28 protein-coding genes are annotated in these 25,471 nt (G+C 54.2%); 19 read left to right on the top strand and 9 right to left on the bottom strand.

Going from position 1 to position 25,471, the window contains the following annotated elements; translation table 11 throughout:
* Nucleotides 1–430: 430 nt before the first annotated feature.
* The 4 genes from rho to QZX60_RS05090 all read right to left on the bottom strand — a co-directional run bounded on the left by rho (nucleotide 431) and on the right by QZX60_RS05090 (nucleotide 4,199).
* Nucleotides 431–2,047 carry a transcription termination factor Rho gene (gene rho / locus QZX60_RS05105; protein WP_295362039.1) on the bottom strand — a complete coding sequence of 539 codons (1,617 nt, stop codon included), beginning with the start codon at nucleotides 2,045–2,047 and terminating at the stop codon, nucleotides 431–433.
* 161 nt (nucleotides 2,048–2,208) lie between these two features.
* The gene (locus tag QZX60_RS09295; protein WP_363174773.1) at nucleotides 2,209–2,310 is read right to left on the bottom strand and encodes a hypothetical protein; all 102 of its coding nucleotides are present in this window, start codon (nucleotides 2,308–2,310) and stop codon (nucleotides 2,209–2,211) included.
* Nucleotides 2,311–2,360: 50 nt separating this feature from the next.
* Nucleotides 2,361–2,666 (bottom strand): hypothetical protein, encoded by a 306-nt coding sequence (locus QZX60_RS05095; protein ID WP_295362035.1) that lies wholly within the window; start codon nucleotides 2,664–2,666, stop codon nucleotides 2,361–2,363.
* A 111-nt stretch (nucleotides 2,667–2,777) separates the two neighbouring features.
* The gene (locus QZX60_RS05090) at nucleotides 2,778–4,199 is read right to left on the bottom strand and encodes a B12-binding domain-containing radical SAM protein (RefSeq protein ID WP_295362033.1); all 1,422 of its coding nucleotides are present in this window, start codon (nucleotides 4,197–4,199) and stop codon (nucleotides 2,778–2,780) included.
* Nucleotides 4,200–4,454: 255 nt separating this feature from the next.
* Between QZX60_RS05090 and QZX60_RS05085 the strand changes: the two genes are divergently transcribed.
* Nucleotides 4,455–4,976, top strand: coding sequence for a TetR/AcrR family transcriptional regulator (locus QZX60_RS05085; RefSeq protein WP_295362031.1), 522 nt, complete (start codon nucleotides 4,455–4,457; stop codon nucleotides 4,974–4,976).
* A 42-nt stretch (nucleotides 4,977–5,018) separates the two neighbouring features.
* Here the strand turns inward: QZX60_RS05085 and QZX60_RS05080 are convergent, their stop codons facing one another.
* Nucleotides 5,019–5,222 (bottom strand): hypothetical protein, encoded by a 204-nt coding sequence (locus QZX60_RS05080; RefSeq protein WP_295362030.1) that lies wholly within the window; start codon nucleotides 5,220–5,222, stop codon nucleotides 5,019–5,021.
* 264 nt (nucleotides 5,223–5,486) lie between these two features.
* Between QZX60_RS05080 and QZX60_RS05075 the strand changes: the two genes are divergently transcribed.
* Nucleotides 5,487–5,978 (top strand): GNAT family N-acetyltransferase, encoded by a 492-nt coding sequence (locus tag QZX60_RS05075; RefSeq protein WP_295362028.1) that lies wholly within the window; start codon nucleotides 5,487–5,489, stop codon nucleotides 5,976–5,978.
* Nucleotides 5,979–6,019: 41 nt separating this feature from the next.
* Nucleotides 6,020–6,748 carry an MBL fold metallo-hydrolase gene (locus QZX60_RS05070; RefSeq protein ID WP_295362026.1) on the top strand — a complete coding sequence of 243 codons (729 nt, stop codon included), beginning with the start codon at nucleotides 6,020–6,022 and terminating at the stop codon, nucleotides 6,746–6,748.
* A gap of 76 nt (nucleotides 6,749–6,824) precedes the next feature.
* Here the strand turns inward: QZX60_RS05070 and QZX60_RS05065 are convergent, their stop codons facing one another.
* The 3 genes from QZX60_RS05065 to QZX60_RS05055 all read right to left on the bottom strand — a co-directional run bounded on the left by QZX60_RS05065 (nucleotide 6,825) and on the right by QZX60_RS05055 (nucleotide 8,878).
* Complete coding sequence (locus QZX60_RS05065) at nucleotides 6,825–7,397, bottom strand: flavin reductase family protein (protein ID WP_295362024.1); 573 nt, start codon at nucleotides 7,395–7,397, stop codon at nucleotides 6,825–6,827.
* Nucleotides 7,398–7,467: 70 nt separating this feature from the next.
* Nucleotides 7,468–8,046: a hypothetical protein gene (locus QZX60_RS05060; RefSeq protein ID WP_295362022.1), complete on the bottom strand. Its 579-nt coding sequence runs from the start codon at nucleotides 8,044–8,046 to the stop codon at nucleotides 7,468–7,470.
* A 25-nt stretch (nucleotides 8,047–8,071) separates the two neighbouring features.
* A complete protein-coding gene (locus tag QZX60_RS05055) occupies nucleotides 8,072–8,878 on the bottom strand; it encodes an ADP-ribosylglycohydrolase family protein (RefSeq protein ID WP_295362020.1) in 807 nt (268 codons plus the stop codon).
* Between the two features lie 119 nt (nucleotides 8,879–8,997).
* On the opposite strand from QZX60_RS05055, the gene QZX60_RS05050 reads away from it, so the two are divergent.
* The 3 genes from QZX60_RS05050 to QZX60_RS05040 all read left to right on the top strand — a co-directional run bounded on the left by QZX60_RS05050 (nucleotide 8,998) and on the right by QZX60_RS05040 (nucleotide 11,506).
* Entirely contained in the window at nucleotides 8,998–9,300 is a 303-nt protein-coding gene (locus tag QZX60_RS05050; protein WP_295362019.1) for a YunC family protein, read from the top strand.
* Between the two features lie 122 nt (nucleotides 9,301–9,422).
* Complete coding sequence (locus QZX60_RS05045) at nucleotides 9,423–9,857, top strand: Rrf2 family transcriptional regulator (protein WP_295362017.1); 435 nt, start codon at nucleotides 9,423–9,425, stop codon at nucleotides 9,855–9,857.
* Between the two features lie 275 nt (nucleotides 9,858–10,132).
* Nucleotides 10,133–11,506, top strand: coding sequence for an MATE family efflux transporter (locus QZX60_RS05040; protein WP_295362015.1), 1,374 nt, complete (start codon nucleotides 10,133–10,135; stop codon nucleotides 11,504–11,506).
* 76 nt (nucleotides 11,507–11,582) lie between these two features.
* On the opposite strand, the gene trxA is transcribed toward QZX60_RS05040, so the two are convergent.
* The gene (trxA, locus tag QZX60_RS05035) at nucleotides 11,583–11,891 is read right to left on the bottom strand and encodes a thioredoxin (protein WP_295362013.1); all 309 of its coding nucleotides are present in this window, start codon (nucleotides 11,889–11,891) and stop codon (nucleotides 11,583–11,585) included.
* Nucleotides 11,892–12,074: 183 nt separating this feature from the next.
* Between trxA and QZX60_RS05030 the strand changes: the two genes are divergently transcribed.
* The 13 genes from QZX60_RS05030 to QZX60_RS04970 all read left to right on the top strand — a co-directional run bounded on the left by QZX60_RS05030 (nucleotide 12,075) and on the right by QZX60_RS04970 (nucleotide 25,312).
* Complete coding sequence (locus tag QZX60_RS05030) at nucleotides 12,075–13,454, top strand: sodium-dependent transporter (RefSeq protein WP_295362011.1); 1,380 nt, start codon at nucleotides 12,075–12,077, stop codon at nucleotides 13,452–13,454.
* Between the two features lie 57 nt (nucleotides 13,455–13,511).
* Nucleotides 13,512–14,885, top strand: coding sequence for a sodium-dependent transporter (locus QZX60_RS05025; RefSeq protein WP_295362009.1), 1,374 nt, complete (start codon nucleotides 13,512–13,514; stop codon nucleotides 14,883–14,885).
* Between the two features lie 17 nt (nucleotides 14,886–14,902).
* Complete coding sequence (locus QZX60_RS05020) at nucleotides 14,903–16,279, top strand: sodium-dependent transporter (protein ID WP_295362007.1); 1,377 nt, start codon at nucleotides 14,903–14,905, stop codon at nucleotides 16,277–16,279.
* 23 nt (nucleotides 16,280–16,302) lie between these two features.
* A complete protein-coding gene (locus tag QZX60_RS05015; protein ID WP_295362005.1) occupies nucleotides 16,303–17,172 on the top strand; it encodes a radical SAM protein in 870 nt (289 codons plus the stop codon).
* Nucleotides 17,173–17,280: 108 nt separating this feature from the next.
* Nucleotides 17,281–17,922 (top strand): NAD(P)H-binding protein, encoded by a 642-nt coding sequence (locus QZX60_RS05010; RefSeq protein WP_295362003.1) that lies wholly within the window; start codon nucleotides 17,281–17,283, stop codon nucleotides 17,920–17,922.
* A gap of 199 nt (nucleotides 17,923–18,121) precedes the next feature.
* On the top strand, nucleotides 18,122–18,775 hold the full coding sequence (locus QZX60_RS05005; RefSeq protein ID WP_295362001.1) for a cupin domain-containing protein: 654 nt from the start codon (nucleotides 18,122–18,124) through the stop codon (nucleotides 18,773–18,775).
* Between the two features lie 36 nt (nucleotides 18,776–18,811).
* Nucleotides 18,812–20,335 (top strand): DUF438 domain-containing protein, encoded by a 1,524-nt coding sequence (locus QZX60_RS05000; RefSeq protein ID WP_295361999.1) that lies wholly within the window; start codon nucleotides 18,812–18,814, stop codon nucleotides 20,333–20,335.
* Between the two features lie 215 nt (nucleotides 20,336–20,550).
* On the top strand, nucleotides 20,551–21,357 hold the full coding sequence (locus QZX60_RS04995) for a protein-ADP-ribose hydrolase (protein ID WP_295361997.1): 807 nt from the start codon (nucleotides 20,551–20,553) through the stop codon (nucleotides 21,355–21,357).
* Nucleotides 21,338–22,324, top strand: a complete 987-nt coding sequence (locus QZX60_RS04990) for a hypothetical protein (protein WP_295361995.1) — start codon at nucleotides 21,338–21,340, stop codon at nucleotides 22,322–22,324. Before QZX60_RS04995 ends, QZX60_RS04990 begins: the two co-directional genes overlap by 20 nt.
* A 121-nt stretch (nucleotides 22,325–22,445) precedes the next feature.
* A complete protein-coding gene (locus QZX60_RS04985; RefSeq protein WP_295361993.1) occupies nucleotides 22,446–23,792 on the top strand; it encodes an MATE family efflux transporter in 1,347 nt (448 codons plus the stop codon).
* A 203-nt stretch (nucleotides 23,793–23,995) separates the two neighbouring features.
* The gene (locus QZX60_RS04980) at nucleotides 23,996–24,496 is read left to right on the top strand and encodes a GNAT family N-acetyltransferase (protein ID WP_295361991.1); all 501 of its coding nucleotides are present in this window, start codon (nucleotides 23,996–23,998) and stop codon (nucleotides 24,494–24,496) included.
* Nucleotides 24,497–24,561: 65 nt separating this feature from the next.
* Nucleotides 24,562–24,966 carry a TIGR04076 family protein gene (locus QZX60_RS04975; protein WP_295361990.1) on the top strand — a complete coding sequence of 135 codons (405 nt, stop codon included), beginning with the start codon at nucleotides 24,562–24,564 and terminating at the stop codon, nucleotides 24,964–24,966.
* 85 nt (nucleotides 24,967–25,051) lie between these two features.
* Nucleotides 25,052–25,312, top strand: a complete 261-nt coding sequence (locus QZX60_RS04970; RefSeq protein ID WP_295361989.1) for an ADP-ribosylglycohydrolase family protein — start codon at nucleotides 25,052–25,054, stop codon at nucleotides 25,310–25,312.
* Nucleotides 25,313–25,471: the final 159 nt, after the last annotated feature.

Below are 25,471 nucleotides of genomic sequence, written 5' to 3'. Positions count from 1 at the left end.
AACTTGTGACTTCTCCATAAAAGTTTTACAATGTATGTAAAATAAGTAATAGTTTTGGAGCGAGTGGAAGTGAGTTATAAAACAACAAATGGTCTTATGCGTCATTTGAGAGACAATGGTATTAATATTTCAGGTTCTCTCCAAAAGAGACAACTCATTAATACTGGATATTATCATGGTTACAAAGGATATAGATTTTTTCGCTATTCTGAAAAAAGAATTCCTTAAGATTTAAATATTCGGTTGAATATTTTAAAACAACATGTCTAAGTATTGCAAATTTGAGCCATTTTGAATATAATAAATATATTAATTGCGGTATGTGTTTTCGGATACATACTTGGAGGGTGGGCATAGTTCCTGCCCTTCTTTTTTGATCATTAAAACAGGCGCCAGCTTATTTTTAAGCTGGCGCCTGAATTTTTGTATTTTATTTTTTCAAAATGCGTTTCAAAAACACGGCGTTGCTTTCGGTTCGAGTGAGCAGCAGAATGATTTTTTCCGCCATTTCGTCGGCGCCGTCCTTGCCGTAAATCTTTCGGATATTGGCTGACATGGTGAGGGCTTCAGGGCTTAAGAGCAGTTCTTCGCGCCGCGTGCCGCTTTTCTTGATGTCGATGGCTGGGTAGATCCGCCGTTCGGCGAGATCGCGGTTCAAGTGGAGTTCCATGTTGCCGGTGCCCTTGAATTCCTCGTAAATGATGTCGTCCATGCGGCTGCCGGTGTCGACAAGGGCGGTGGCGATAATGGTCAGGCTGCCGCCGTTTTCGATGTTGCGGGCGCTGCCGAAAAACTGTTTCGGGAAGTGGAGGCTTGCCGGGTCGAGACCGCCGGTCAGGGTCCGGCCTGAGGGTTCGATGACGAGGTTGTTCCCGCGCACAAGCCGCGTCAAGCTGTCGACGAGGATCATCACGTCCTGGCCCTGTTCGACGAGGCGCTTAGCCCGGGCGAGGGTCATCTGGGCAGCGCTGAGCTGGCGGTGAGCCGATTCGTCGAAGGTCGAGTAAATGATTTCGGCGTCCACCGAGCGTTCCATGTCGGTGACTTCTTCCGGCCGTTCGTCGACGAGGAGGATCATCAGCTTGATGTCCGGCGCGTTCTGGCGCACGCCGTTGGCGATGGCCTTGAGCAGCGTCGTCTTGCCGGATTTCGGCGGCGCGACGATCAGCCCGCGCTGGCCTTTGCCGATCGGCGCAAACAGGTCGATGATCCGAGCCGAGATCGCGTCGCGGTTGGTTTCGAGGGTGATTTTGTCTCTCGGAAAAATCGGGGTCAGCCGTTCAAACCGCGGCCGGTGCACGATGGATTCGGGGATGGCGCCGTTGACCGTTTCGACGTAGAGGAGGGCGTCCTGCTTTTCGCTCTCGTCGGATTTGCGCAGGTGGCCGGCGATCAGATCTCCGGTGCGCAGGTTGTAGCGCCGAATGATGTTGGCCGGCACGTAGACATCGTTGTCGCCTGGGTAGAAATTCTTTTCGATGCGCAGAAAGCCATAGCCATCGGGATTCACGTCGAGCACCCCCGTCTGCGTCTTCGCGTAGCGGTCCGCGTGGTTGTTCTTCGGCGCGTTCATCAGCTTTTCCATCTTCTTGATCAAATCGGCGGTTTTGACGCCGTTCACCTTTTCGAGGAAGAGCATCGCCGCGTACTTTTCGCCCCGTTTTGGCGAGCGCACCCGTCCGCCGAGGATGTCGCCGGTTTCGACGCGGAACTTCTGCACTTGAGAAGAGGAGACGTAGACCGGCAGGGCGCCGCCGTCCCGCTCGATGATGCCGTAGCCGGCGGGCAGAATTTTGACCGGCCCCTCGGAATAGGTCGAGTCGCTTAAGTTGTCCTTGAGCTTGTAGCGGCTTTTGATGTGAGCCGCTTCTTTCTTTTTGTGCTCCTGCGCTTCCTTTTCGCGCTTTTTCCGCTGTTCGGCCTGGGCGCCTTCGATCAAGGCGATGAGGTCGGCCTTTCTGATTTTGCTTTTGTAGGATAAGGATAATTGATCGGCCATCTGCTTCAGATCAGCGATGGTCTTTTGCGTTAAATCTATTGACTGCAAGTAAGACTCCTGAAAATTAAAATAAATTGTAAATTTAAAAATGCGCCGCGGCGCAAAATTGTATTTAAATGCGATTAAGTGGGTCTATTTTATCAAAGGCCGCAAGAAAAAAACAGCCAAAAATGGCTGTTTTTGTGAAATTTATTGAATTTTTGTCAAAATCAGTGATTTTGAGCGGCTTCCTTCGGCGTCACTTTTTTGTTAGTGTCGCTGCAGCAGGAAGGCTTGCCGCCATCAAAGGTCTGATTGTTCTGCTGAGCCAGGCGGTCGAGGAAGGCCTGCCATTTACGTTTCAGTCATGATGCCACAATGCTCATCTCCCTATTTCGTCTTTGGTTTCGTAGTCGACGGTGCCCTTTTCGAGACCGAGCACCGGACTGATGCTGCCGGTCAGGTCGTCGAGATCGTTGATCAAGTTGTTCTTGCTGACGTCGATGCCCTCGAGGGCGTCGCTCCAAAAGGAATCTTCGATGGCCTCAAAATCGTACATGCCGAGGTAGCGGTCCAGAACATCGTCGAGACTATTGGCCAATTCGGTGATTTCGGTCAGCAGATCGTTCGCGGCTTCAATCATGGTGGCGGATTCTTTGGATTGTTCGGGAAATTTTTTTGAGTTCATTTCGAATACTCCTTTCTGCGTGATCAAACTGGTTTGTATACTATTATAAAGGGTCTTTTTCTTTTTTTCAAATTTTTAGGCCGATTATTTCAGAATGAAGGCACAGCGCGTTCAGGCGTGATGAGGCTGATGCCGCAGGCGGCCGCGCTTGGGCTTGGGGGTCAGGCCGTAATGCCGCAGGTTGTAATAGACGCTGCCCTTGCCGATGCGGGAGGCCAGGTGGGCGCCAAAGCCGCCGAGGCGCGCCAGGATCGCCAGACCGTAGCGGCGCCATTTGTACTCAGAGCCGAACCGCGCGCCGATCTCCCGCGCGGACTTGAAATCGTAGAAATAGGTCGATTCCTGATAAAAGGCGTCCTGCAATTCCCAGGGCGTCATGTTTTTCGGCAGGAAGGTCGCGTTCATCATGTCGAAATCGCTCCAGTTCTTCGAGAGCATCCGCCCCTCCTTCACCATCTGGTCGTAGACCGGCGTGCCGGGGTAGGGCGTCAGGATCGCGGGCTGGAGCTGGTAGGCGTGGATGTGCTTGGCGAACTGCACGCTGCGGTGGATGTCCTCGCGGCTGTCGGCGTCCAATCCGAGGACGACGCTGGCGATCATCCGAATGTGGTGGCGCTCACAGGCCTTCGCCGCGGCCCGGATGTTTTCGATGTTCTGCCCCTTGTGGATGTCGTTGAGGGCGTCCTGGTTCAAGGATTCGATGCCGATGAGAACCCGGGTTAGGTGGGCGTCGTGGAGCAGCGTCAAAAGCTCCTCGTCCTCAGCTAAGTCGGTGCGGCCGAAGAAGAAGGTTTCCTTGAAGGTCAGCCCCTCGGCGATCATGCGGCGGCAGATTTCCTTCGCCCGTTCCTTGTCGGCGGTGAAATTGTCGTCCTCAAAATTCATGTACTTGAAGCCCATCTTTTTGTACATGCGGATTTCTTCGATGACGTTGTCGACGGAGCGCTGACGGTAGGGCGCGAACATCCGGGAGGTCGTGCAGAAGGTACAGCGGTAGGGGCAGCCGCGGGTCGAGATGACGTTGGCCGCTTCGCAGGGCGTCTTGAGAATCGAATAATCGGGGAAGGGCACCTCGTCGAGGCAGGTCAGGGGAATCCCCTGGACGATGGGCTCGGTTCTGCGGCCCTCGACGACGTCGACGATGACCTTTTCCGCCTCGCCGACCACCACCTGATCGGCGTGTTTCAGCGCCTCCTCGGGCATCGCGGTCGGGTGCATGCCGCCGAAAATGACCCGGGCGCGGCTCTCCTTGTGAATGCGGTCGGCCAGCTCGTAGCCCCTCGGCGCGTTAGAGGTCATCAGCGAAAAACAAAAGACGTCGACGCTGGGGTCGGCGATGAGACGGTTGACGTGGATGTTGGCGTTGAGCTCCTCGTAAACGGCAACTTCGTGACCGGCTTTTTTTAAGATGCCGCCGAGGATCAGCGGGCCAGTAATGGAATTGGACTGGCCGTAGATTTTGCCGCCCCAGCGGTAGAAAGGAAGTCGGCGCAGCGCGGTTGTCGGGGTGATCATGACGATTTTCATCTTCATTTATCCTTTCTTTAATGTGTGTAAAACAGTTATTTATATACTTGTAAAGTTTATTGGATGATTGTATAATTAAGTCACATTTGGTAAACCGATGTTAATTAACATGACTAAATCTATTTATAATCATTGGCCCGGTTTTTCGCAATTACAATTTGTGAAATGCGTTTAATTAATGTAGATTAACTAGATAAAAAAAGGAAAATGGATAAGCGGATCATTAAAACTCAAAAAAATTTAAAAAATACCCTGCGGCAGATGATTTTGGAAAAACCCTTTGAAAAGATTTCAGTGACGGAAATCTGTAAGCGGGCCAACACCAGCCGCATCACCTTCTACACCTATTACAGCGACAAGTACGACCTGCTGGAGCACTGCTTTGAGGACATTCAAGAAGAGGCGACGGCGCGGTTTGAGGAATTGGAGCAGGATAACCCCGAACACCGGCTGAACATTTCCTGTCAGCATTTTCTGATGGTGCTCATCGAGGTGACGACGCCCTTTGTCAAAGCGTCGGTTCAAACGGAGGCGAGCCCGGCCGTTTCGATGTACTACCATTTTGTCCTAAAGAATTTGAAAATGTTCGGAAAGATCAACGCGGATCGGTTGAAGACGCAGTACCATCCGGGACAATTGGACGCCTTTTTGACTTTTGGGCTGTGGGGGTTTATTTTCGCCAGCGGTGTAGAAAGGGACAGCGACGCGACGATGGCGGACGCCAAACAGCTGATCGACGATCTGCTGGCCAGTCCGATTTTTGAAAAGACCTCGGAAAAATAAAAACCGCTGCCGAAAGGCAGCGGCGGAGCAGTCAGAAAATAGTTAAGAGGGCATGATGCGGAAATAACAGACTGAATTGACGGTCAGGATCGTGAGAAGGGCGAGACAAACGGTGATTGCAATTTTGACGGATCTCGACCACGGGGTGTACGCCCACATCAAAATCACGCCCATGGGCCAAGCCAAAAGCAGCATCACAATCACGAGAAAATCAATGAACGTGCCATGGCGTTTAAGAGCAGTCATGTTTTTTACCTCCCTAAGTGGATTTACCCGTATCCTACGCGGGTTGACGCGGAAATTCAAGGCAATCACAAAATATTATCTTTTTTTGTTCTTTTTTCAGTACAATTTCACAGGTTACAAAACGGCGCTTTTTCTTCATTTGGATTTACATTCTTTTTTCTTTTGCGCGATGCGGTTGTGATATAATGAAAATATACAATTTAATTAAATAAAGCATATTCAATGACCAATCGCATTGAAAATACGACGCATTTGGAGGCAATCATGACAATCGCAGTTAAGAAATGGACCGTAAAAGAAGTGGGAAGCGCCGTGCGCATTTGGAATCAGATCGTCGAAGAGGGCAAGGCCTTTCCGCAGACGAACCTTTTGACCTACGAAGAAGGGAAGGCCTTTTTCGCGAAGCAGGATTACACCGGCATCGCCTACGACACTGAAAGCGGCGCCATCGTCGGCCTTTACATTCTTCACCCGAACAACGTCGGCCGCTGCGGGCACATCGCCAACACGAGCTATGCCGTCGACCGGGAGGTCCGCGGGCAGCACATCGGCCGTCTGCTGGTAGAGGATTCGATCGCCCAGGCTCGGGATTTGGGCTACGGCATCATTCAGCTGAACGCCGTGGTCGCGACGAATCAGGCGGCGCTGAAGCTGTACAAGGACATCGGCTTCAAGCAGCTCGGGACCATTGAACGGGGCTTTAGAATGGACGATGGCCATTACGAAGCGATCATTCCCCACGTGTATTACTTATAAGAAAAAATTTAAAAGAACGAGAAACATAGGAAATAGAAAAAATGAAAATTGCCGATTGCGGGACGGATTTCGTCCACAGCTGGGTAGTCCAGAACCGGGGCCTGACGGTGTTGATTGACACCGGCTACGCGGAAGACTGGCCCCATTTTTTAAGCCGGATGGCAGCGGTGGATCTCGATCCGTCGGCCCTCGATTACTTGTTCTTGACTCACGCCCACGACGACCACGCCGGCTTTGTCAACGACGTGATGGAGGCGGTGCCGGGGCTGAAAGTCATCACCTCGAGAAAGACGCTTACGGGACTTCGGCGGGGACAGAACGGACCGGGCGGCGGCGTGCCCGACGACGACGCGGCTGCCGTGTGCCGGCAGATGATCCGGGACGGCCACGGCCGGCACCGCTTTCCGGCGATCGAGGAAGGGCTGCTTTCCCGCTTTCTTTGGGTCGAGGACGGGACGATCGGGGAGATCCTGCCCGGGGCGGCGGTGCTCGCGCTGCCCGGCCACACCGAGGACAGCATCGGCCTATTGTGGGATGGCGCCCTGTTCTGCGGCGACGCGGCCCAGAATCGGGCGGACTGGCCGCTTAAAACGACGATTTGGATCGGCGATTTGGACGCCTACCGCGGCAGCTGGCAGAAAATGATCGACGCTCAGCCCGAACGCATTTATCCGGGGCACGGCGCGCCCTTTGACGCGGCCGAACTCGAAAGGGAACTGCCGGCATTGGCGGAAGTGACATTAAATCCGTCGATTAAAGCAAAAAAATAATCAAATATTTTTTCAATAAAATTCATCAAAAAAGGCGCGCCGGACGGTGCGCCTTTTTTGCGTGAAACCTCATAAATTATTTCATGTACTTTTTGCCGTCGCCCCAGGCGGTGCCGATCCGTTCGCCGATGGCGTAATAGCCGTTCTGGTCGCCGTCGAAGGCGAAGGCGCCGAGCTTTTCAGCGTCGACTTTGCCATCTGCGGTCAGTACCGATTCGTCCGCGACGATGTTGACCACTTTGCCGAGGATTCTCTGGCCGTAGGGCTGATCCTGAATTTCCACGACTTCACATTCGAAGGTCAGCGGGTATTCGGTGATGACCGGCGCGTCCACGTGGCTGCTCTTTTCGGCGTGCAGCCCGGTTTTTGCAAATTTGTCGGTGATGTCGTTGGCTGACGCGATGCCGAAGTAGTCGGATTCGGCGAGGGTGTCTGTCCCCGGCACAGCGAGGGTGAAGGCGCCGCGTTTGCGGATATTGGCAGTGGTTTTGTGGCGGACGCCGATGTTCAGCGCGACCATGTCCCGGGCGCAGACGCCGCCCCAGGCCATCATCATCACGTCGACAGAATCGTCATCGTTGTAGGTGCCGATCATGTACGTCGGCTGTGGAAATAAAATCGGCTTGACGCCGATGTCTTTTAAACTCATGGTATGCCTCCTTGGTCATTTTTGCAAAGGTATTATAGATTTGAAAGGACAAGTTTTTCTTAAGGGGCGGCTAGAGGGTCTGGATGTAATTTTCAGTGCGGCACATGACGTCTTTTAATGTGTCGAGATCGTGCAGCACGTCGCCGGTTTCGAGGGAGTGGTTGGCGCCGGGGTAGACCGTCAGCGGCAGGTGGCGCGCCTTGGCGCTGGCGGCGACGGTTTCGCGGCCGACCCACGGGTCCGCGTCGCCGCAGAATGCAATCCCGCAGCCGTCCCGGGCAAAATCAAAGGTTTCTTTCAGCGGGGTGTAAAAAATGTGGTGAACGGTTTTGCGCTGAAAGGTGCCGGTCGCCAGATGGGCGGCGAGAATGGTGCCGATGCTCTTGCCGATCAAGAGGTAGCTGTCGTAATCGGGAAAGGCCCGAAGCTGTCCCTGAACCGAATTCAGCGCTTGGTAAAAAGCCCGTTCGCGGCGGGCCTGATCCCGGCGCATGTCGGAGATGGCCGCGCTTTTGAACTCGGGATAGCCGACGGCGCGGACATCCCATCCGGCTTGTTTCGCGAGCTTGGCGCTGTAATACAAAAGGGGCCGGTCGACGCCGTAGCCGACGCCGGGGAAGAGGATCGCGCATTTTTTTGTTTTGGACATGTCGTCTCCTTTCAATTTAAACCCATCACGCGCCGAGCTTTCCGAATCGGAAGGCCGAGAACGCGCTGGCCAGCCGCCGGAGATTGTCGTCGAGCATCGCGTAAGCCTTTTCCCGGAGAACCGCAGGCATGCCAAAGGCTGCCTCGGCGATGCCGCCGGCCATGCAGGCGAGGGTGTCGCTGTCACCGCCGAGGGAAATGGCCAGGCGGATGACGTGCTCGTAATCCGTCCCTTCGAGGAAGGCGATGATAGCTTCCGGAACAGAGCCCGGACAGGTCGCGTCCATCGCGTAGCCCGGCCGGATGGCGTCGAGACTTCGGGAAAGATCGTAGCCGTACCGCGATTCGACAGTGCGTTTAATCGTCGGCTTGTCCGCGCCCTGACGCGCGAGGAGGATGCAGACGGCGATGGCCTGGGCGCCTTTGATCCCCTCCGGATGGTTGTGGGTCACCTCGGCCGTGGCCTTTGCGAGGGCTTCGGCCTCCTCAACGGAGCGGGCAATCCAGCCGACGGGCGAGACCCGCATGGCGCTGCCGTTGCCGAGACTGTTGTAGGGCTTAGGGTCCTCGGCGTGAAGCCACTTGCTGAAATAGCCGCCGTAGCCTCGGTGCGGGTAGGCCTGCCCCATGGCCTGCATGTTGCGGACCACCGCTTTTTTCAGCACCGCCTCGCCTTGAGCGTCCGCTTCGATGATGGCCTTTGCGACGGCGAAGGTCATGACCGTGTCGTCGGTGAACCGCGCGCCGTCGGGGAGCAGCGGAAAATCCACCGTCTTCACAGGACTGCCCTCGTAGACGGAGCCGGCGATGTCGCCGAATACTGCACCTAACATAAAAAATTCCCCCTTTTTTCTGGTTTGCCCCATTATAACACACGGGGAAGGGCTGCCGCATTGACACCGGTGGCCAGTGAGGGTAAAATCAAAACAAATAACAAATTTGAGGTGAAACCATGATTACGATCGATGCGATTCAAATTGACGGCAAAAGGAGCGACGGCCTTTTAATTCAGTCTCCCGGCGGGGAAGGCCATCCGAACATGATTCTGATTCAGTGCGCCAAGGGCTATTTGATGTGCGGCTACCTGAATCTGGACGCAGCAGACAAATTTGGCGACGCGGCGGTGCTCGTCGGCGGCGCGGATTTTGACGCGGTGCTGCACAACCCGATCAAGGGGATGACCGCGGCGGCGAAGGCCCTCGGCGTCCGCGACGGCATGACTGGCGAAGAAGCGGCCGAAATTCTCAACCGCTGATGGGACGAAAGGGCCGGATCCCCGGTCCTTTTTTAATGAAAAATTAAATAGGGTTTGACAAAAACGATGAAATCGCATATATTACAGTTAAAGCGCAGAAGATCGAGATAGAGGAGGCAGAAATGCAGGTTTCGACAAAATTTACGATCGCCATCCACGTGCTGACGGCGACAGCTTATTTTTCTAAGGATCAAAAGGTGACCAGCGAATTTCTCGCGGCCAGCGTGGGCAGCAACCCGGTCATCATTCGGAATATCATGGGCCAGCTCAAAAAGGCGGGGCTGATCAAGGTGAAGCGCGGCCCAGGCGGCATCGCCATTACCCGGCCGCTGGATCAGATCACCTTCCTCGACGTGTACCGCGCGGTGGAAACCCACGGGGAAGAGGCGCTGTTCCGCTTCCACGCCAATCCCAATCCGCAGTGTCCGGTGGGACGCAACATTCACTACGCGCTGGACGACGCCCTCGAATCGGTACACCACCATTTCGAAGAAGATTTGAGCCATCACACCCTGGCGGACGTGTACGAAAATACGGTCCGCGCCATTGCGGGCTGAGGCAGACGGGATTCAAGCTGTTCGTCACGGACAGCTTTTTTATTTTGCCCATTTGTCTAAAATAGGGTTTCGCGCTGGTATTTTTATGATTGTATCGTTCACGAAACGAACCTGAACCGAAACGCGGCGTTTTCCCGGAAAACGACGGTAAAATTCAGGCATGGCCTTGAAATCGGGAAAGACAATGCATATAATACCTTGCGGATTTTGACAAAAGTAAAAATTTTGCGCAATAAATAAAAAAATAATAACATGTCATGCAAGGAGGTCAGAAAATGGAGAAAACGGCAGAACAGAATCAGTCGGATTTTACCCAGGGCGGCATCGCCGGAAAGCTGCTTAAATTCATGATCCCGGTTTTCGGGGCGCTGGTGCTTCAGGCCATGTACGGCGCGGTGGACCTGCTCGTGGTCGGGCGCTTTGGCTCCCGGGCTGGGCTGTCCGGCGTCTCCACCGGCAGCAACGTGCTCAATCTGATCACCTTCGTGATTACCGCGCTGGCCATGGGGGTCACCGTCGTGATCGGGCACGATTTAGGCGAACGCAAGCCTGAAAAAATCAGCCCGTTGATCGGCGGGGCGGTGCTCGTCTTCGCGGGCATCGCCGTCGTGTTGTGTCTGATCATGACAATTTGGGCTAAGGGCATCGCGTCGCTGATGATGGCGCCGCCGGAGGCCCTCGACTTGACGGCCCAATACATCCGCATCTGCGGCGCCGGGATTTTCTTCATCGTCGCCTACAACGTGATCGCGGCCATTTTCCGGGGCCTCGGCGATTCTAAAACGCCGCTGATCTTCGTCGCCATCGCCTGCGTGTGCAACGTGGTCGGGGATCTGCTCTTCGTCGCCGTGTTTCACATGAACGTCGCCGGCGCGGCGCTGGCTACGATCATGGCCCAGGCGATCAGCGTCGTGCTGTCCCTCGTGATCATGAGCAAAAAGGATCTGCCCTTTACGCTGAAGGCATCCCATTTCCGGATCAATTCGGAGGTGCGGCGGTTTTTGAGAATCGGTCTGCCCCTGGCCCTTCAGGAATTTCTGACCCAGATCTCGTTCATGGCCATCTGCGCCTTTATCAATCGGCTGGGGCTGGAAGCCTCCTCCGGGTACGGCGTCGCGAGCAAATTGATCAGCTTCATTATGCTGGTGCCGAGTTCGATGATGCAGTCCATGTCGGCCTTCATTTCCCAGAATGTCAGCGCCGGCAAGGAAGACCGGGCGCGCAAGGCCATGCTCATCGGCATGGTATTCGGCGCGAGCGTCGGCGTCGTGATTTTGATTCTGGTCTACCTGTTCGGCGGCACGGCGTCGTCGCTGTTCACGACGCGGCAGGCCTTTATTCAGAGAAGCTTGGACTATTTGAAGGGCTTCGGGCCGGAAGCGATCGTGACATCTCTGCTGTTCAGCCTTTACGGTTATTTCAATGGCCACGACCGGTCGTCCTTCGTTATGATCCTCGGCATGCTGCAGACCTTTATCGTCCGTCTGCCGATGTCCTACATCATGAGCACTCAGCCTCACGCTTCGCTGACCCACATCGGTTTGGCGTGTCCAACGTCGACGTTGTTCGGCGTGATCGTCGCGCTGATTTATTATGGCCACATGAACCGGCAGATGAAAAGGGAAATGAAAGCCCAGTTGCCATCTTAAAATTCATGTTTCGGGCAAAAAAACGGCCAGCCGAAATTTTCGGCTGGCCGTTTTGCTGTGCAGATATAAATTAAAATTAGTCGAGCAGCGCGAGGATGCGGTCCTTCGGGACGGCGCCGACCTGGCGGTTGGTGATTTCACCGTTCTTAAAGACCATCAGCGTCGGGATGCTCATGATGCCGTAATCTTTGGCAATGTCCGGTTCTTCGTCGACGTTGACCTTGCCGACGATGAAATCGTCGTGTTCTTCAGCAATCTGGTCCACCATCGGCGAAACCATCTTGCACGGGCCGCACCAGCTGGCCCAGAAATCGAGGAGTACCGGCTTGTCCGCTTTCAGCACTTCCTGTTCAAAATTATCCTTTGTAATGGTGAGTACGCTCATGTATTGACCTCCTTGAGCGATCGTATCGATCGCGACTTTTCTTATTTTAGGCAATTTCCTATTCTATCGAAAATAACTTTAATCCGGCTTTAATCATTTGTGACGATCGCCGGCAGATATGATAGAATAATACACATCTTTGTATTAAATTTATCTTAAAATCCATTTAAAGGCAAGGCGGATATGACAAATCAAACAAATTCAGAGGAAAAATTTTCCAGTCGGCTGGGCTTCATCCTGACCTCGGCCGGCTGCGCCATCGGCCTGGGCAACGTCTGGCGCTTCCCCTACATCACGGGAAAGTACGGCGGCGGGCTCTTCGTGCTGATTTACATTTTGTTCCTTTTGATTCTCGGGATCCCGATCGTGACGGCGGAGCTCGCCGTCGGACGCGCCAGTCGGAAGAGCGTGATGCGCTCCTTTGACGTGCTCGAACCGACGGGCACGAAATGGCACGTCTACAAATGGATCGCGATGGTCGGCAATTACCTGCTGATGATGTATTACACGACGATCGCCGGCTGGATTCTGCTGTACTTCTTCAAGACGGCCCGCGGCGATTTTGTCGGCCTGAAAAGCGCCGGTGTGGCTCAGGCCTTTGGGGCGACCACGGCTAGTCCAGTGGTTTCAGTCGTCTTCATGGCCGTCATCGTGGTTGTGGGCTTCGCGATCTGCGCCGGCGGTCTGCAAGGCGGCGTCGAACGGATCACGAAGGTGATCATGGTCGCGCTGTTCGTGCTGATGGTGCTGCTGGCACTCAATTCCATCAGACTGCCCGGGGCCAAGGCCGGCATGGCTTTTTATCTCAAGCCCAATACCGGCGCGATGACCTTGAAGACGCTGCCGGAGACGATTTACGCGGCGATGGGGCAGTCCTTGTTCACCCTCGGCGTCGGCATCGGTTCGATGGGGATTTTCGGCGCGTACATCGGCAAGGAAAAGCGGCTCTTCGGCGAAGGGGTGACTATCGCCGCGCTGGACACGGTGATCGCGATCCTCGCCGGGGTGGTGATCTTTCCGGCATGCTTTTCCTACGGCGTCAAGCCGACGTCGGGACCGCCGCTGATTTTTATCACGCTGCCCAACGTGTTCAACCACATGCCCCACGGCCGGTTCTGGGGCGCGCTGTTCTTTTTGTTCATGACCTTTGCGGCGCTCTCGACGGTGATCGCCGTGTTCCAGAACATCATCGCAAATTTCCGCGATGTGACGGACATGCCCCTCAAAAAAAGCTGCGCCATCAACGCGGTGCTTTTGATTCTGCTGTCCCTGCCCTGTGCGCTGGGCTTCAACTTGTTGTCCTTTATTCACCCGCTGGGCACGGGCTCGACGATTCTCGACCTCGAGGATTTCCTTGTCTCGAGCAACATCGTACCGGTGGGCTCCATCATTTACGTGCTGTTCATCACGGCCAAAGCGGGCTGGGGCTTCGACGGCTTTTTGTCGGAGGTCAACACCGGAACGGGCCTGCGCTTCCCTGAAGGACGGGGCAGCCGGTTTTATATGGGCGTGGTGCTGCCAATTTTAATCGCGGTGATCATGATCGGCGGCTATTTGGGATAGCCGGCGGCACGATCCGTTTGAAGATAAAAAAATTTAAGTAGAGGAGAATTAATTTTTATGGAGAAAAAAAGGGAGACCTTTTCGAACCGATTGGGGTTTATTTTGGTTTCGGCCGGCTGTGCCATTGGTCTCGGCAACGTCTGGCGGTTCCCGTACATCACCGGACGCTACGGCGGCGGCGCCTTTGTACTGCTGTACCTGTTCTTTTTGGTGATTCTCGGCATTCCGGTTATGACGGCGGAATTCGCGGTGGGCCGGGCGAGCCAGCGCTCGACGGCGCTGTCCTTTGAACGGCTCGAGCCGGAAGGGTCCAAATGGCACGTCTACAAATGGTTCGCGATGGCCGGCAATTACCTATTGATGATGTATTACACGACGATCTGCGGCTGGCTGGTGCTGTTCTTTGTCAAGATGCTGCGCGGCGATTTTAACGGCATGAATCCGAACCAGATCGCCGCGGCTTTCACCCAGGTGACCCAGAGCCCATGGCTCTGCGTCGGCTTCATGGTCCTCGTCGTCGCCATCGGCTTTGCCATCTGCGCCGGCGGGCTGCAGGGCGGGGTCGAACGCATCGTCAAGGTGATGATGACGGCGCTGATTCTGCTGATGATTGTGCTGGCGGTCAATTCGGTGCGGCTGCCCGGCGCGTCCAAGGGCATCAGCTTTTATTTGAAGCCCAATTTCCACAACATGGTCAAGAACGGCATCGGCAACACGATTTTTGCGGCGATGGGCCAAGCCTTCTTCACGCTGAGCATCGGCATCGGCGCGATGGCGATTTTCGGCTCCTACATCGGCAAGGAAAAGCGCCTGCTCGGCGAATCGGTGACGATCTCCGCGCTGGATACCCTCGTCGCAATTCTCGCGGGGCTGATCATTTTCCCGGCCTGCTTCGCCTACGGCGTGACGCCGACGGCTGGGCCGTCGCTGATCTTCATTACGCTGCCCAACGTGTTTAACCACATGCCCCACGGCCAGATTTGGGGCGCGCTGTTTTTCCTGTTCATGACCTTCGCCGCGATGTCGACGGTCATCGCGGTGTTCCAGAACATCGTGTCCTACGCGACGGATTTGACCTCTGTGTCGGTTAAAAAGGCCTGCCTGATCAATGGCGTGGTCGTGATCCTGTTGTCCCTGCCCTGCGCATTGGGCTTCTCGGTGCTTTCCGGTGTGCACCCGATGGGCATCGGCACGACGATTCTCGACTTTGAAGATTTTATTTTGAGCAACAACCTGATGCCGATCGGCTCGATGATTTACCTGCTGTTCTGCGTTACGAAAAAAGGCTGGGGCTACGACGGCTTTATCCACGAGGTCAACGAAGGGGAAGGCATGCGCATGCCCGAAGGCGGTGTTTCGAAGGGCTATTTAACCTACGTGCTGCCCTTCGTCGTGCTCTGCGTCTTCCTCGGCGGGTATTTGATTCACTAAAGAAAGGACGCATATTTATGGCGGATAAAAAAAGAGAAACCTTTTCGAGCCGGCTGGGCTTTATTCTGGTGTCGGCCGGCTGCGCCATCGGCCTCGGCAACGTCTGGCGCTTTCCGTACATCACCGGGCGCTACGGCGGCGGGGCTTTCGTAATTTTGTATTTGTTTTTCCTGCTGATTCTCGGCATTCCGATCATGACCGTGGAATTCGCGGTGGGCCGGGCAAGCCGCCGCTCGACGGCGCTGTCCTTCGAGCAGCTGGAACCCAAGGGCACTAAGTGGCATATCTACAAATACTTCGCGATGTTCGGCAATTACCTGCTGATGATGTACTACACGACGATTTCCGGATGGATGATTTTGTTCTTCCTGAAAATGCTGCGCGGGGATTTTAACGGCATGAACGCCGCGCAGATCGCGGCGGCTTTCGCGCAGATCACGGCCAATCCGATGCTTTGCGTCGGTTTTATGATCCTCGTCGTGCTCATCGGCTTCGGCATCTGCGCTGGCGGGTTGCAGGGCGGAGTCGAACGCATCGTCAAGGTGATGATGACGGCGCTGATTCTGCTGATGGTTGTGCTGGCGGTCAATTCGGCGCGGCTGCCCGGCGCGTCTAAGGGCATCAGCTTTTATTTGAAGCCCAATTTCCACAACATGGTCAAATACGGCATCGGCAAGACGATTTTCGCGGCGATGGGTCAGGCCTTCTTCACGCTGAGCATCGGTACCGGATCGATGGCGATCTTCGGCTCCTACATCGACAAGGACAAGCGCTTGCTCGGCGAATCGGTGACGATTTCGGCGCTAGATACCATTGTTGCGATTCTCGCCGGCCTGATCATCTTCCCGGCCTGCTTCGCCTACGGTGTGACGCCGACGGCCGGCCCGTCTCTGATCTTCATCACGCTGCCCAACGTGTTCAACCACATGCCCCACGGCCAGCTCTGGGGCGCGCTGTTCTTTTTGTTCATGACTTTTGCCGCCATGTCGACAGTCATCGCAGTGTTCCAGAACATCGTGGCCTACATGACCGATTTGAAGGGCGTATCGGTCAAGACGTCCTGTCTAATTAATACGATTGCGATGATCCTGCTGTCTCTGCCCTGCGCCCTGGGCTTCTCGGTGCTCTCCGGCGTGCACCCGATGGGCGTCGGGACGACGATTCTCGATTTCGAGGATTTTATCCTGAGCAACAATCTGATGCCCCTCGGCTCGCTGGTCTACCTGCTCTTCTGTGTGACTAAAGCGGGGTGGGGCTACGACGGTTTCATCCACGAGGTGAACACCGGCAAGGGTATCCCCATGCCGGATACACCGTTTACCAAAACGTATTTGACTTACATTTTGCCGCTGGTGGTCCTCTGCGTCTTTCTCGGTGGGTATTTGATTCATTAAATATAAAAAACGAGGAGGCAGCTGTGCATTACGAAGAACCCCTTTACCGCCCGCCGAGTGAGGCCCGCAGTCTGATCTTTCAGGTGACCATCGGCTGCGCGCGCAACACCTGTACCTTTTGCAGCATGTACAAGGACAAGCGCTTCAGGATTCGGCCGATGGACGAGATCGAACGGGACATTTGGGAGGCGGCCGCGCGTTACGGCAATCAGGTCCGGCGGATTTTCCTGGCGGACGGCGACGCGCTGATCCTGCCGACGGACCAGCTGCTCCGGATACTCGACGTGCTGCAAAACGCCTTTCCCGCCGCGGAGCGGGTCACCGCCTACGGCGCGCCGACCGACGTGCTGGGCAAATCCGATTTGGCACTCACCGCGCTGCGCGAGGCAGGCCTTTCGATGATTTACATGGGCATGGAATCTGGGAGTGACGCGGTGCTCAAACGCGTGCACAAGGGGGTCAGCGCCGAAGAAATCGCCGCAGCCGGAAAACGGCTCAAGGCCGCGGGCATGGCCCTTTCGCTAACGATGATCGCCGGCCTCGGCGGCAAAGCGCTGTGGCAGGAACACGCGGTGGCAAGTGCACGGGTCGTCTCGAAAATTCGGCCGGATTACCTTGGGGCCCTCACCCTAATGCTTGAACCGGGGGCGCCGCTGCTCAAGGACGTGGAGTCGGGCGCCTTCGCGATGCTTTCGCCCGAGGAAGACCTCGAGGAGATAGCGCTGTTTCTGCAAAACGTCACGTCGCCCGGCACCGTCTTCCGCAGCAACCACGCGAGCAATTATTTAAACCTGCGCGGGACCCTGGACGCCGACATCCCGAAAATGCTCGACGCGATTCAAACGGTCCAGAACAATCAAAACTTCAAGCCGGAATGGCTGCGGGGATTGTGAGATAGCTGGCACTTTCCTTAATCAAAGTGTACTTATGAAAAAACATCGTCTCTTTCTCTCTAGGATTTGATATGATGAAATTAATATTCAAATACGGAGGTGAGCATTGTGAAAATATTTGTAGCCGGCGGCAGCGGCAGAGTGGCCACCGAAACGATCCGCATTCTGGCGGGTCAGGGGCACGATATTTACGCTGGCGCGCGCCACAAGGACCACATTGTAATGGGGGACCATATTTATCCTCAGAAATTGGACCTTCACGCAGAGGTCGACGCGCTGGCGGCGCAGATCGACGGCATGGACGCCGTGTACTTCCTCGCCGGATCCAGGGGCAAAGATCTGCTGCAGACTGACGCCTTTGGCTGTGTCAAGCTGATGCAGGCCTGTGAAAAGGCTGGGATTAAACGCTACGTGCAGCTGAGCTCGATTTACTCGATCCAGCCTGAAAAATGGCAGGAAGAGCCCTCTCTCGCGTCGATTGTGAATTACGATATCGCCCGTTTCTTCGCCGATCAGTGGCTGATCCGCAACACCGCGCTCGACTACACGATTGTCGGGCCGTGCGTCTTAACCGAGGAACCGGCGACGGGCAGAATCGAAATCGATCCTGAACGCGGCACGTCCAACCCGATTCCGGACGTCGCAGCAGTGCTCGCTGGGGTGCTAGACAAACCAAACACCTTCCGCAAGATTATCTACATGACCGGCGGGGACACGCCGATCGAGGAAGCGTTGGACGGGGTGGAATAAAGGCAGTTTGATGATTTGGCGGCACTGGATTCTCACGAGTCCGGTGCCGTTTTTTTGTCAGAGCGGTCAAATTATTTTTTAGAATGTTGTTAAAACCACAGACCGTCTACTACAGATGTGACATAATCAAAGCACAATAAAGAGTAAATTAGAAACGCAATATCAAAATTTCAGAAAGGCGGTGACAGTGATGCCAGTCATGAACGAAAAAGTTGGTGAAGTTTTCGCCATCGCGAAGGACAATCAACCGGTGCCGGGATGCACCATTTCCAAGTCCGTTTACGACGGCGGGAACGCGGTCGTGGTTTTCTCCCTCGCGGCGGGAACGGACATCAGCGCGGAAATCTTTCCGTATTACAAATTGATTTTGGTTGCAGAGGGCAGTCTCGAGGTCTACGGAACCGACGGCTTTGTCCGCGGGCTTTCAGCCGGAGACGGCATCCTGACGCCGACGGATCGGCCTATCGGCATGCGCACGGCAGACGGCGCGGTTTATACAGAAATTGAAATTCACAAGGAGGATACAATGAATCAGGCAGTACACGCAGGGGAAGTTTTTAAATTGGCGGAATTGGTACCCTATCAGGACGGAAAAATCGTCAACATGGACGTCGTTCACAACGACAAGATGAAATTTGTCGTCATGGCCTTTGACAAGGGCACAGCCCTCTCGGAACACGCGGCGCCGGGTGAAGCGCTGATTTTCGCCCTCGACGGCGAAGGGGTCATCGGCTACGAGGGCGAAGATCATCCGATTGTAGCGGGCGAAAACTTCCACTTCGCCAAGGGCGGCCTGCATTCAGTAAAAGCGACGGAAAAATTCAAGATGGCACTGCTGCTGACCCTTGAATAAACGACAGCCTAAGGGTTTTAGAAAGCGAGCAAAATCATGGCAAAGCAAATTGATTTAAATCAGTCGGTGTACACCCTCGTGAAACAGTACCCGGAACTCAAAGACATCATGGCCGATTTGGGCTTTACGGAAGTGACGAAAAGGGCGATGCTGAACTCTGTGGGCAAGGTGATGACGATCCCGAAGGGCGCGAAAATGAAGCACATTTCGATGATCGATGTAGCGCGGGCGCTGCTGGCCAACGGCTTCGAACCGGCCGGCGACATGCCGGCGGTGGGCGCCGCACCGGGGGCGAAGCCGTCTGCAAAGGCGGCATCCCCGATGTCCGACGAACGAAAGGCGATGTTAAAGGGCTACCTCAAACGTCTCGGCGATGGCGAAGATCTCGAAAGCGTCCGCGCCGATTTCGTCGCCCATTTCAGCGACGTGGAAGCCTCTGAAATCATGGAAGCGGAACAGGAACTCCTCGCAGAAGGGACCCCGCTTCAGGAAGTGCAGCAGCTCTGCGACGTACACTCCGCATTGTTCCACGGCGCGACCCGCGAAGAACAAATCGCCAACGCGGAAAAGGAAGTCGCCGCGTCGATGGAACGAAAAAACGCCGCGGCGGCGGCGCCCGACCTCAAAGGCGTGGATAAAAACGAACGGGCTCGGGCTCTGGCTGGGATTACCGGTCATCCGATGCGCCAGTTCAAGCGGGAAAACGATGCCCTCGAAAAAATCATCGCAGCGGTGCGGGAAGCCCTCGCGGACGACAGCCTGACACCTGAATTGTTCGCGCAGCTCCGGGAAATTTCGGTGCACTACGCGAAAAAGGGCGATTTGATCTACCCGCTTTTGAAGGTGAACTACGGGATTTCCGGCCCATCCGACGTGATGTGGACTGTCGACGATGAAATTCGCGACGAATTAGGGGAACTCGCTCAAATCGAAGATCGGGACAGCGCGTGGCGCGACCGCCTCGAAAAAGTGATCGTCCGCGCGGAAGAAATGATCTACAAGGAAAGCAACATCCTTTTCCCGATTTGCGCGGTGAATTTCAGCCAGGACGAATGGTTCTCGATTTATCAGGACGAAAAGGACTACGCGGTGGTCTTTGGCGTTGAACGGGAAACCTGGGACGAAGCCGAACAGGCGCCGGCACCATCACTGACCGACGTGCTGCCGAGAGACGGAGAAGTTGTGATGCCAGGCGGCCACATGACCGTCGAACAGCTGACCGCGCTGCTCAACACGATCCCTCTCGAAATCAGCTTCATCGACGCGGACAACATCAACCGCTTCTTTAACGAAGGGCCGAAGGTGTTCAAACGCCCGCAAGCGGCGATCGACAGAGAAGTCTTCTCCTGCCATCCGCCGAAAATCGAACCGATGGTGCGCGCCATCCTCGACAGCTTCCGCTCCGGCGAAAAGGACAGTGTGCCGGTCTGGATGGAAAAGAACGGCAGAACCATGCTGGTCACCTACACGGCGGTTAGAGATCGGAACGGAAAATACCTCGGCACCGTCGAACTGGTTCAGGATATGGAATTCGCAAAGGCGCATTTCAGCGAAGCATAAATTATTACGATATATTGAAAAAGCAAACGCATCGTCGTTTGCTTTTTTTGTAATATTTTTTATTATAATTATTGACATGACATCCCAATGACGTTACAATAGACACATTAAATGTAATGAAGAAAATTACAGAAAGATGACGTGGCCGGCAATGCGATGCCGCACGGTGATTTGATTTCACACCATTTTAATTGTAGATTTGGGAGGTGGACACTGTGGAAGAATTAACAACTCAAGCGCAGCGGCTGGATTTCCTCGTGGACGCGTTCAAAGCCGACTCCGCGGAATATAAAGATCTGGAAACACCGAGGGATGAAGACGGTAAACGCACCCTCCTGCGTTCGCTGATGAATATCCGTATGCCGCGGCAGGTGCCCGACGACGTGCTGCGCGTGCAGGACGCTTATCTGTCGGCGCGGGCGCAGGAAAAGGGGATTGTGACCCTTTCGGACATTCCGGTGATCAGAGACGGCCTGTCCATCTGGCAGGGCGACATCACGCGGCTTGGGGCCGATGCCATTGTCAACGCGGCCAATTCGCAGATGCTCGGCTGCTTTGTGCCGATGCACACCTGCATCGACAACTGCATTCACACCTTTGCGGGGGTGCAGCTTCGCGCTGAATGCAATCGGCAGATGAACCAGCTGCGGATCCGGTACGGCCGGGATTACGAGCAGCCGACTGCGGTGCCGATGCTGACTGATGCTTACAACCTTCCGGCGAAAAAGGTGATCCACATCGTGGGACCGATTGTGCATTTCGGGCTGACGCCGGCCCTCGAAAAAGATCTGGCTGACTGCTACCGCAATACCCTCGAGCTGTGCAGGGAAAATGGGCTGAAAAGCGTAGCTTTCTGCTGCATCTCGACTGGGGGTTTCCGCTTCCCGAATCAGCGCGCGGCGGAGATCGCGGTTCACACAGTCGACCAATGGATGGCAGCTCACCCCGGCGCGGTGGAACGGGTGGTTTTCAATGTGTTTAAAGACGAGGACAAGGTGTACTATGAAAAACTTTTACGATGATATGCCCAACGGCTACCAGGAAAGCATCCAAAAGGGACTGGGTGCGGTGCGGATGATCAGCGGCCAGATTGGCCACGGGACCGGCACCAGAGCGGAACAGCTCAGCCGATTAAAAGATGAGATCGCCAATGCCGATGCCATTGTGATCGGCGCGGTCGCCGGGCTCTCCACCTCTGCGGGATTGACCTACAACGGCAAACGCTTTAATCGGTATTTCTTCGATTTTGCCCAAGCCTACGGCATCCGCGATATGTATTCCGGCGGCTTTTATCCGTTCCCGGACGAAGAGACGCGCTGGGCGTGGTGGGCACGGCACATTTATTACAACCGTTACATCGACGCGCCGAAGCCGGTCTATCCAAAGCTTTTGAACTTGGTCAAAAACAAGGATTATTTTGTCGTCACGACGAATGTGGATCACCAGTTTCAGCGGGCCGGGTTTGACAAAAAGCGGCTTTTCTACACCCAGGGCGATTACGGTCTGTTCCAGAGCGTGAATTTTGAAAATCAGCATACCTACGACAACGAGGCGTGGGTCACGAAGGCCATGATGGCCCAGGGATTTGAAAAAGACGCAAACGGCGTCTTTCAGGTGCCGGAGAGCGGGATTGCGATGCGGATTCCGACAGAACTGATTCCCAAATGCCCGGCTGATGGCTCAGACGTGGTGATGAACCTCCGTGCGGATGAGTCCTTTGTAGAGGACGCGGGCTGGCATCGGGCCTCGGCCGCGTACGCCGATTTCCTGCGCCGGCACGAATCGCTTCACGTGCTGTATCTGGAGCTTGGCGTCGGCGCGAACACGCCGGTGATCGTCAAATACCCCTTTTGGCAGATGACGATGACAAACGAAAAGGCGGTGTACGCCTGTGTCAATTACGGCGAAGCTTTCTGTCCCAAAGAGATTGAAGGCCGCAGCATTTGTCTCGACGGCGATATTGGTGAGGTATTGACAGATCTGCAATAACCGCGCCCTTAATATCAAACCGCATATCGTCAATGATTGACTTGTTTATGGATTAAGGCAAACGCAAATCGGCGTTTGCTTTTTTGCGTACGTGTATTTCACAGAGAAATCAGATGAGAAAATGAATCAAACACAAGATATGACCAGTGGCCCGATCGCAAAGGAGATTCTGATGTTCGCGCTGCCACTGATGTGGGGCAATATCTTTCAAATGCTCTACAACACCGTCGACTCGATCGTCGTGGGCAATTTTGTCGGCACACAGGCGCTGGCCGCCATCGGGGCGACGACCATGGTCGTGAATTTGGCGGTCTTTTTCTTCAATGGCTTTTCCGTCGGTGCCGGGGTTGTGATCAGCAACGCCTTTGGCGCTCAGCAACACCAGCGGCTGCACGACGCCGTCGAGACAGTAATCACGATGACCTTTTTAATGTGCGTCCTGTTTACGATCGTGGGGATTCTGGCGGTCGGGCCACTGCTTCGGCTGATGGCCACACCGGCGGATGTCTTTGATCAGGCCGCGCAGTACCTGAGGATCTATTTTGCGGGGATCGCGGGACTGCTGATTTTCAATATCGGCAGCGGCATTCTGCGCGCGGTCGGTGATTCCACGCGGCCGCTGCTGCTCCTGATTGTCACGAGCACTCTGAATATTTTTTTGGATCTTCTGTTTGTCATTCGCTTCCATCTGGGGATCGCCGGTGTCGCCTACGCGACGATTATCGCGCAGGCGATTTCGGCCGTTTTGGTTCTGCGCCTGCTGATCTGCACGGATGCCGTCTACTGGTTTTCCTGGAAAGATATGATGATTGATACAAAGCTGCTCAAGCAGATCATGGCGATCGGGTTGCCGAGCGGGATCCAATCCGTCATTACGGCGCTGTCCAATATTTTTGTTCAGTCGTACATCAACTTTTTCGGTTCCACCTGCATGGCGGGCTGGGGCTGCTACAACAAGCTGGACTCCTTTATCTTTCTGCCGATTCAAAGCATGGCCATGGCGGCGTCGACCTTTGTCGGACAGAATTGTGGCGCAGGCAAGGAGGACCGAATGAATAGAGGCACCTTTACCGCGGTTTCGATTTCTGTCGTGGTGACTGCCGCCATCGCCGGCCTGATTTGGGTGCTCGCGCCGGCGTGTATCCGCCTTTTTTCTCAGGCAGAAAATGTCATCACGATCGGCACCCTATTTATCCGGACGAACTGCTTCTTCCTGATCTTTAACGCGGTCAACCATGTGCTGGCCGCTGCCCTGCGCGGCCGTGGGGATTCATTGGGGCCGATGGTGATCATGCTGCTCGGCTTCGTGGCGGTGCGCCAGACTTATCTGTTTGTGATCACGCGCTATGTCATCAACACGCCGCGCGTCGTCGGCTTCGGGTATCCGGTGGGCTGGATGACCACCTGTGTGATGGAAGTGCTGTACTTTATACTCCGGTGGCGGACGGTTCCCCAAAATAAGGATTGAAAGACACGTATTTTCTGTCGGCTTGGTTTTAAGGCAAATGCCACTCGGCGTTTGCTTTTTTCTTTGTCTCGGTGTGTCGAATATAATGTCGAATATAATGTGGTAAAATTAAGTAACAATTTAAAATGATGAGGGCAGAGGCGGCAGCACAGCGTACAACATCCCATCACATAGCTTAAAATATAAAATAGGAGTGACAGACATTGCATTTCAAAGAATTGTGCTCTGACAATGAACAGGGCATCGCGGAAATGTCCAAAATGGCAACCGCCATTGTCAGAGAGCATTTTGATCCGCTGATTGGCAAAGCGCAGAACGATTATATGCTTCAGCTGTTTCAGAGCGAAGACGCGATCGCGAAACAACTTGACAGCGGGTATCGCTATTTTTTCGTGGCCGACGGCGAACGGACGGTCGGCTTTATCGCGTTTTACCCGAAAGGGCAGGTCATGTATTTGAGTAAATTTTATCTTTACCGCGACGAGCGGGGAAAGGGTTACGCACATCAGATGCTCGACTTTATTGTTCAGGAAACGAAAAAGATCGGACGCAATGGCATTGAGCTGAATGTCAATAAGCTGAATCCTGTGTGTCAGGTTTATGAGCATCTTGGCTTTAAAAAAATTCGTGACGAAAAGAATGATATCGGCCATGGTTTCTACATGGATGATTTCGTCTATCGCCTTGATCTATCACGTCTGTAGGGCGGCAGAAAAAAGAATGGATGACGAATAGAGAGACATGAATCCAATCATAGTGAGGCTAGACAATGAAAGGTGAAAAACTAAGAAAAGTAAAAATATCGGTAATCGAAGTGACGTTCAATAAAGAGAGAGCTGAGAAATACGCGCCGGAAGGATATGGTTTATGTGAACTGCATTCTGTCGGACAGGTTTTCTATTCCAATGGCTGGCAGAAACCGGCAGGCCTTTGCGACAATGCGTGGAACTGCATGAGAGACTATGTCTTGGCGATCTCACAAGGTGCCGGTTATATCTATGGGGATGGTGGATTTACCAACAAAGAGGGGATGGTCATCGTGTCGTGCAATGATGGAATTCGTCCAGTCATTTTCAAGGTTGAAAAAACAGATATGATTGCGGACACATGGAACGAAGATTTGGAAACAGTCCGCGATCAACATAAGGATCCCGATAATACATCCACAAAATAATTTGCACCAGGGCAACCTGTCGGAAATTCTGACAGGTTCAATTAAAGAGAATAACAGAATAGTCAGTTGTCGATTTAAGACTAATATGCAATATGCAAGTGAAGTTGAAAATTGTTCGCTGAAATACAGCACGGATTTCAAAAAAGCGGTGACGGCGGCGGTTAATCACGAAGGAGACAGCGACTCAACCGGCGCGGTGACGGGCAATATCGTTGGCACCTTCCTTGGCTTAAGCGGCATTCCCTCAGCATTCACGGATCATCTGGAGCTCAAGGATGTCATTTTGATTCTGGCAGACGACTTGTATCACGACTGCCAGATGACAGCAAACGGCGAAAACTTATGATCCGGACTGGGATCATAAATACATACAAAATGATTACATGACGTGGAAACGTCAAAACCAACGAGATCATCATAGCAACGGCCGGTTAGATGGCCATTTCAAGCAAACGCAGTGCCGCGTTCGCTTTTTGTGTTTTAGGGCAAAATGAAATGTGATAAA

The organism is uncultured Pseudoramibacter sp., from assembly GCF_903789625.1.
GTDB lineage: Bacteria > Bacillota > Clostridia > Eubacteriales > Eubacteriaceae > Pseudoramibacter > Pseudoramibacter fermentans.
The sequence above is the reverse complement of the archived record's forward strand: the minus strand, read 5'-3'. Positions and strand labels throughout refer to the sequence as shown.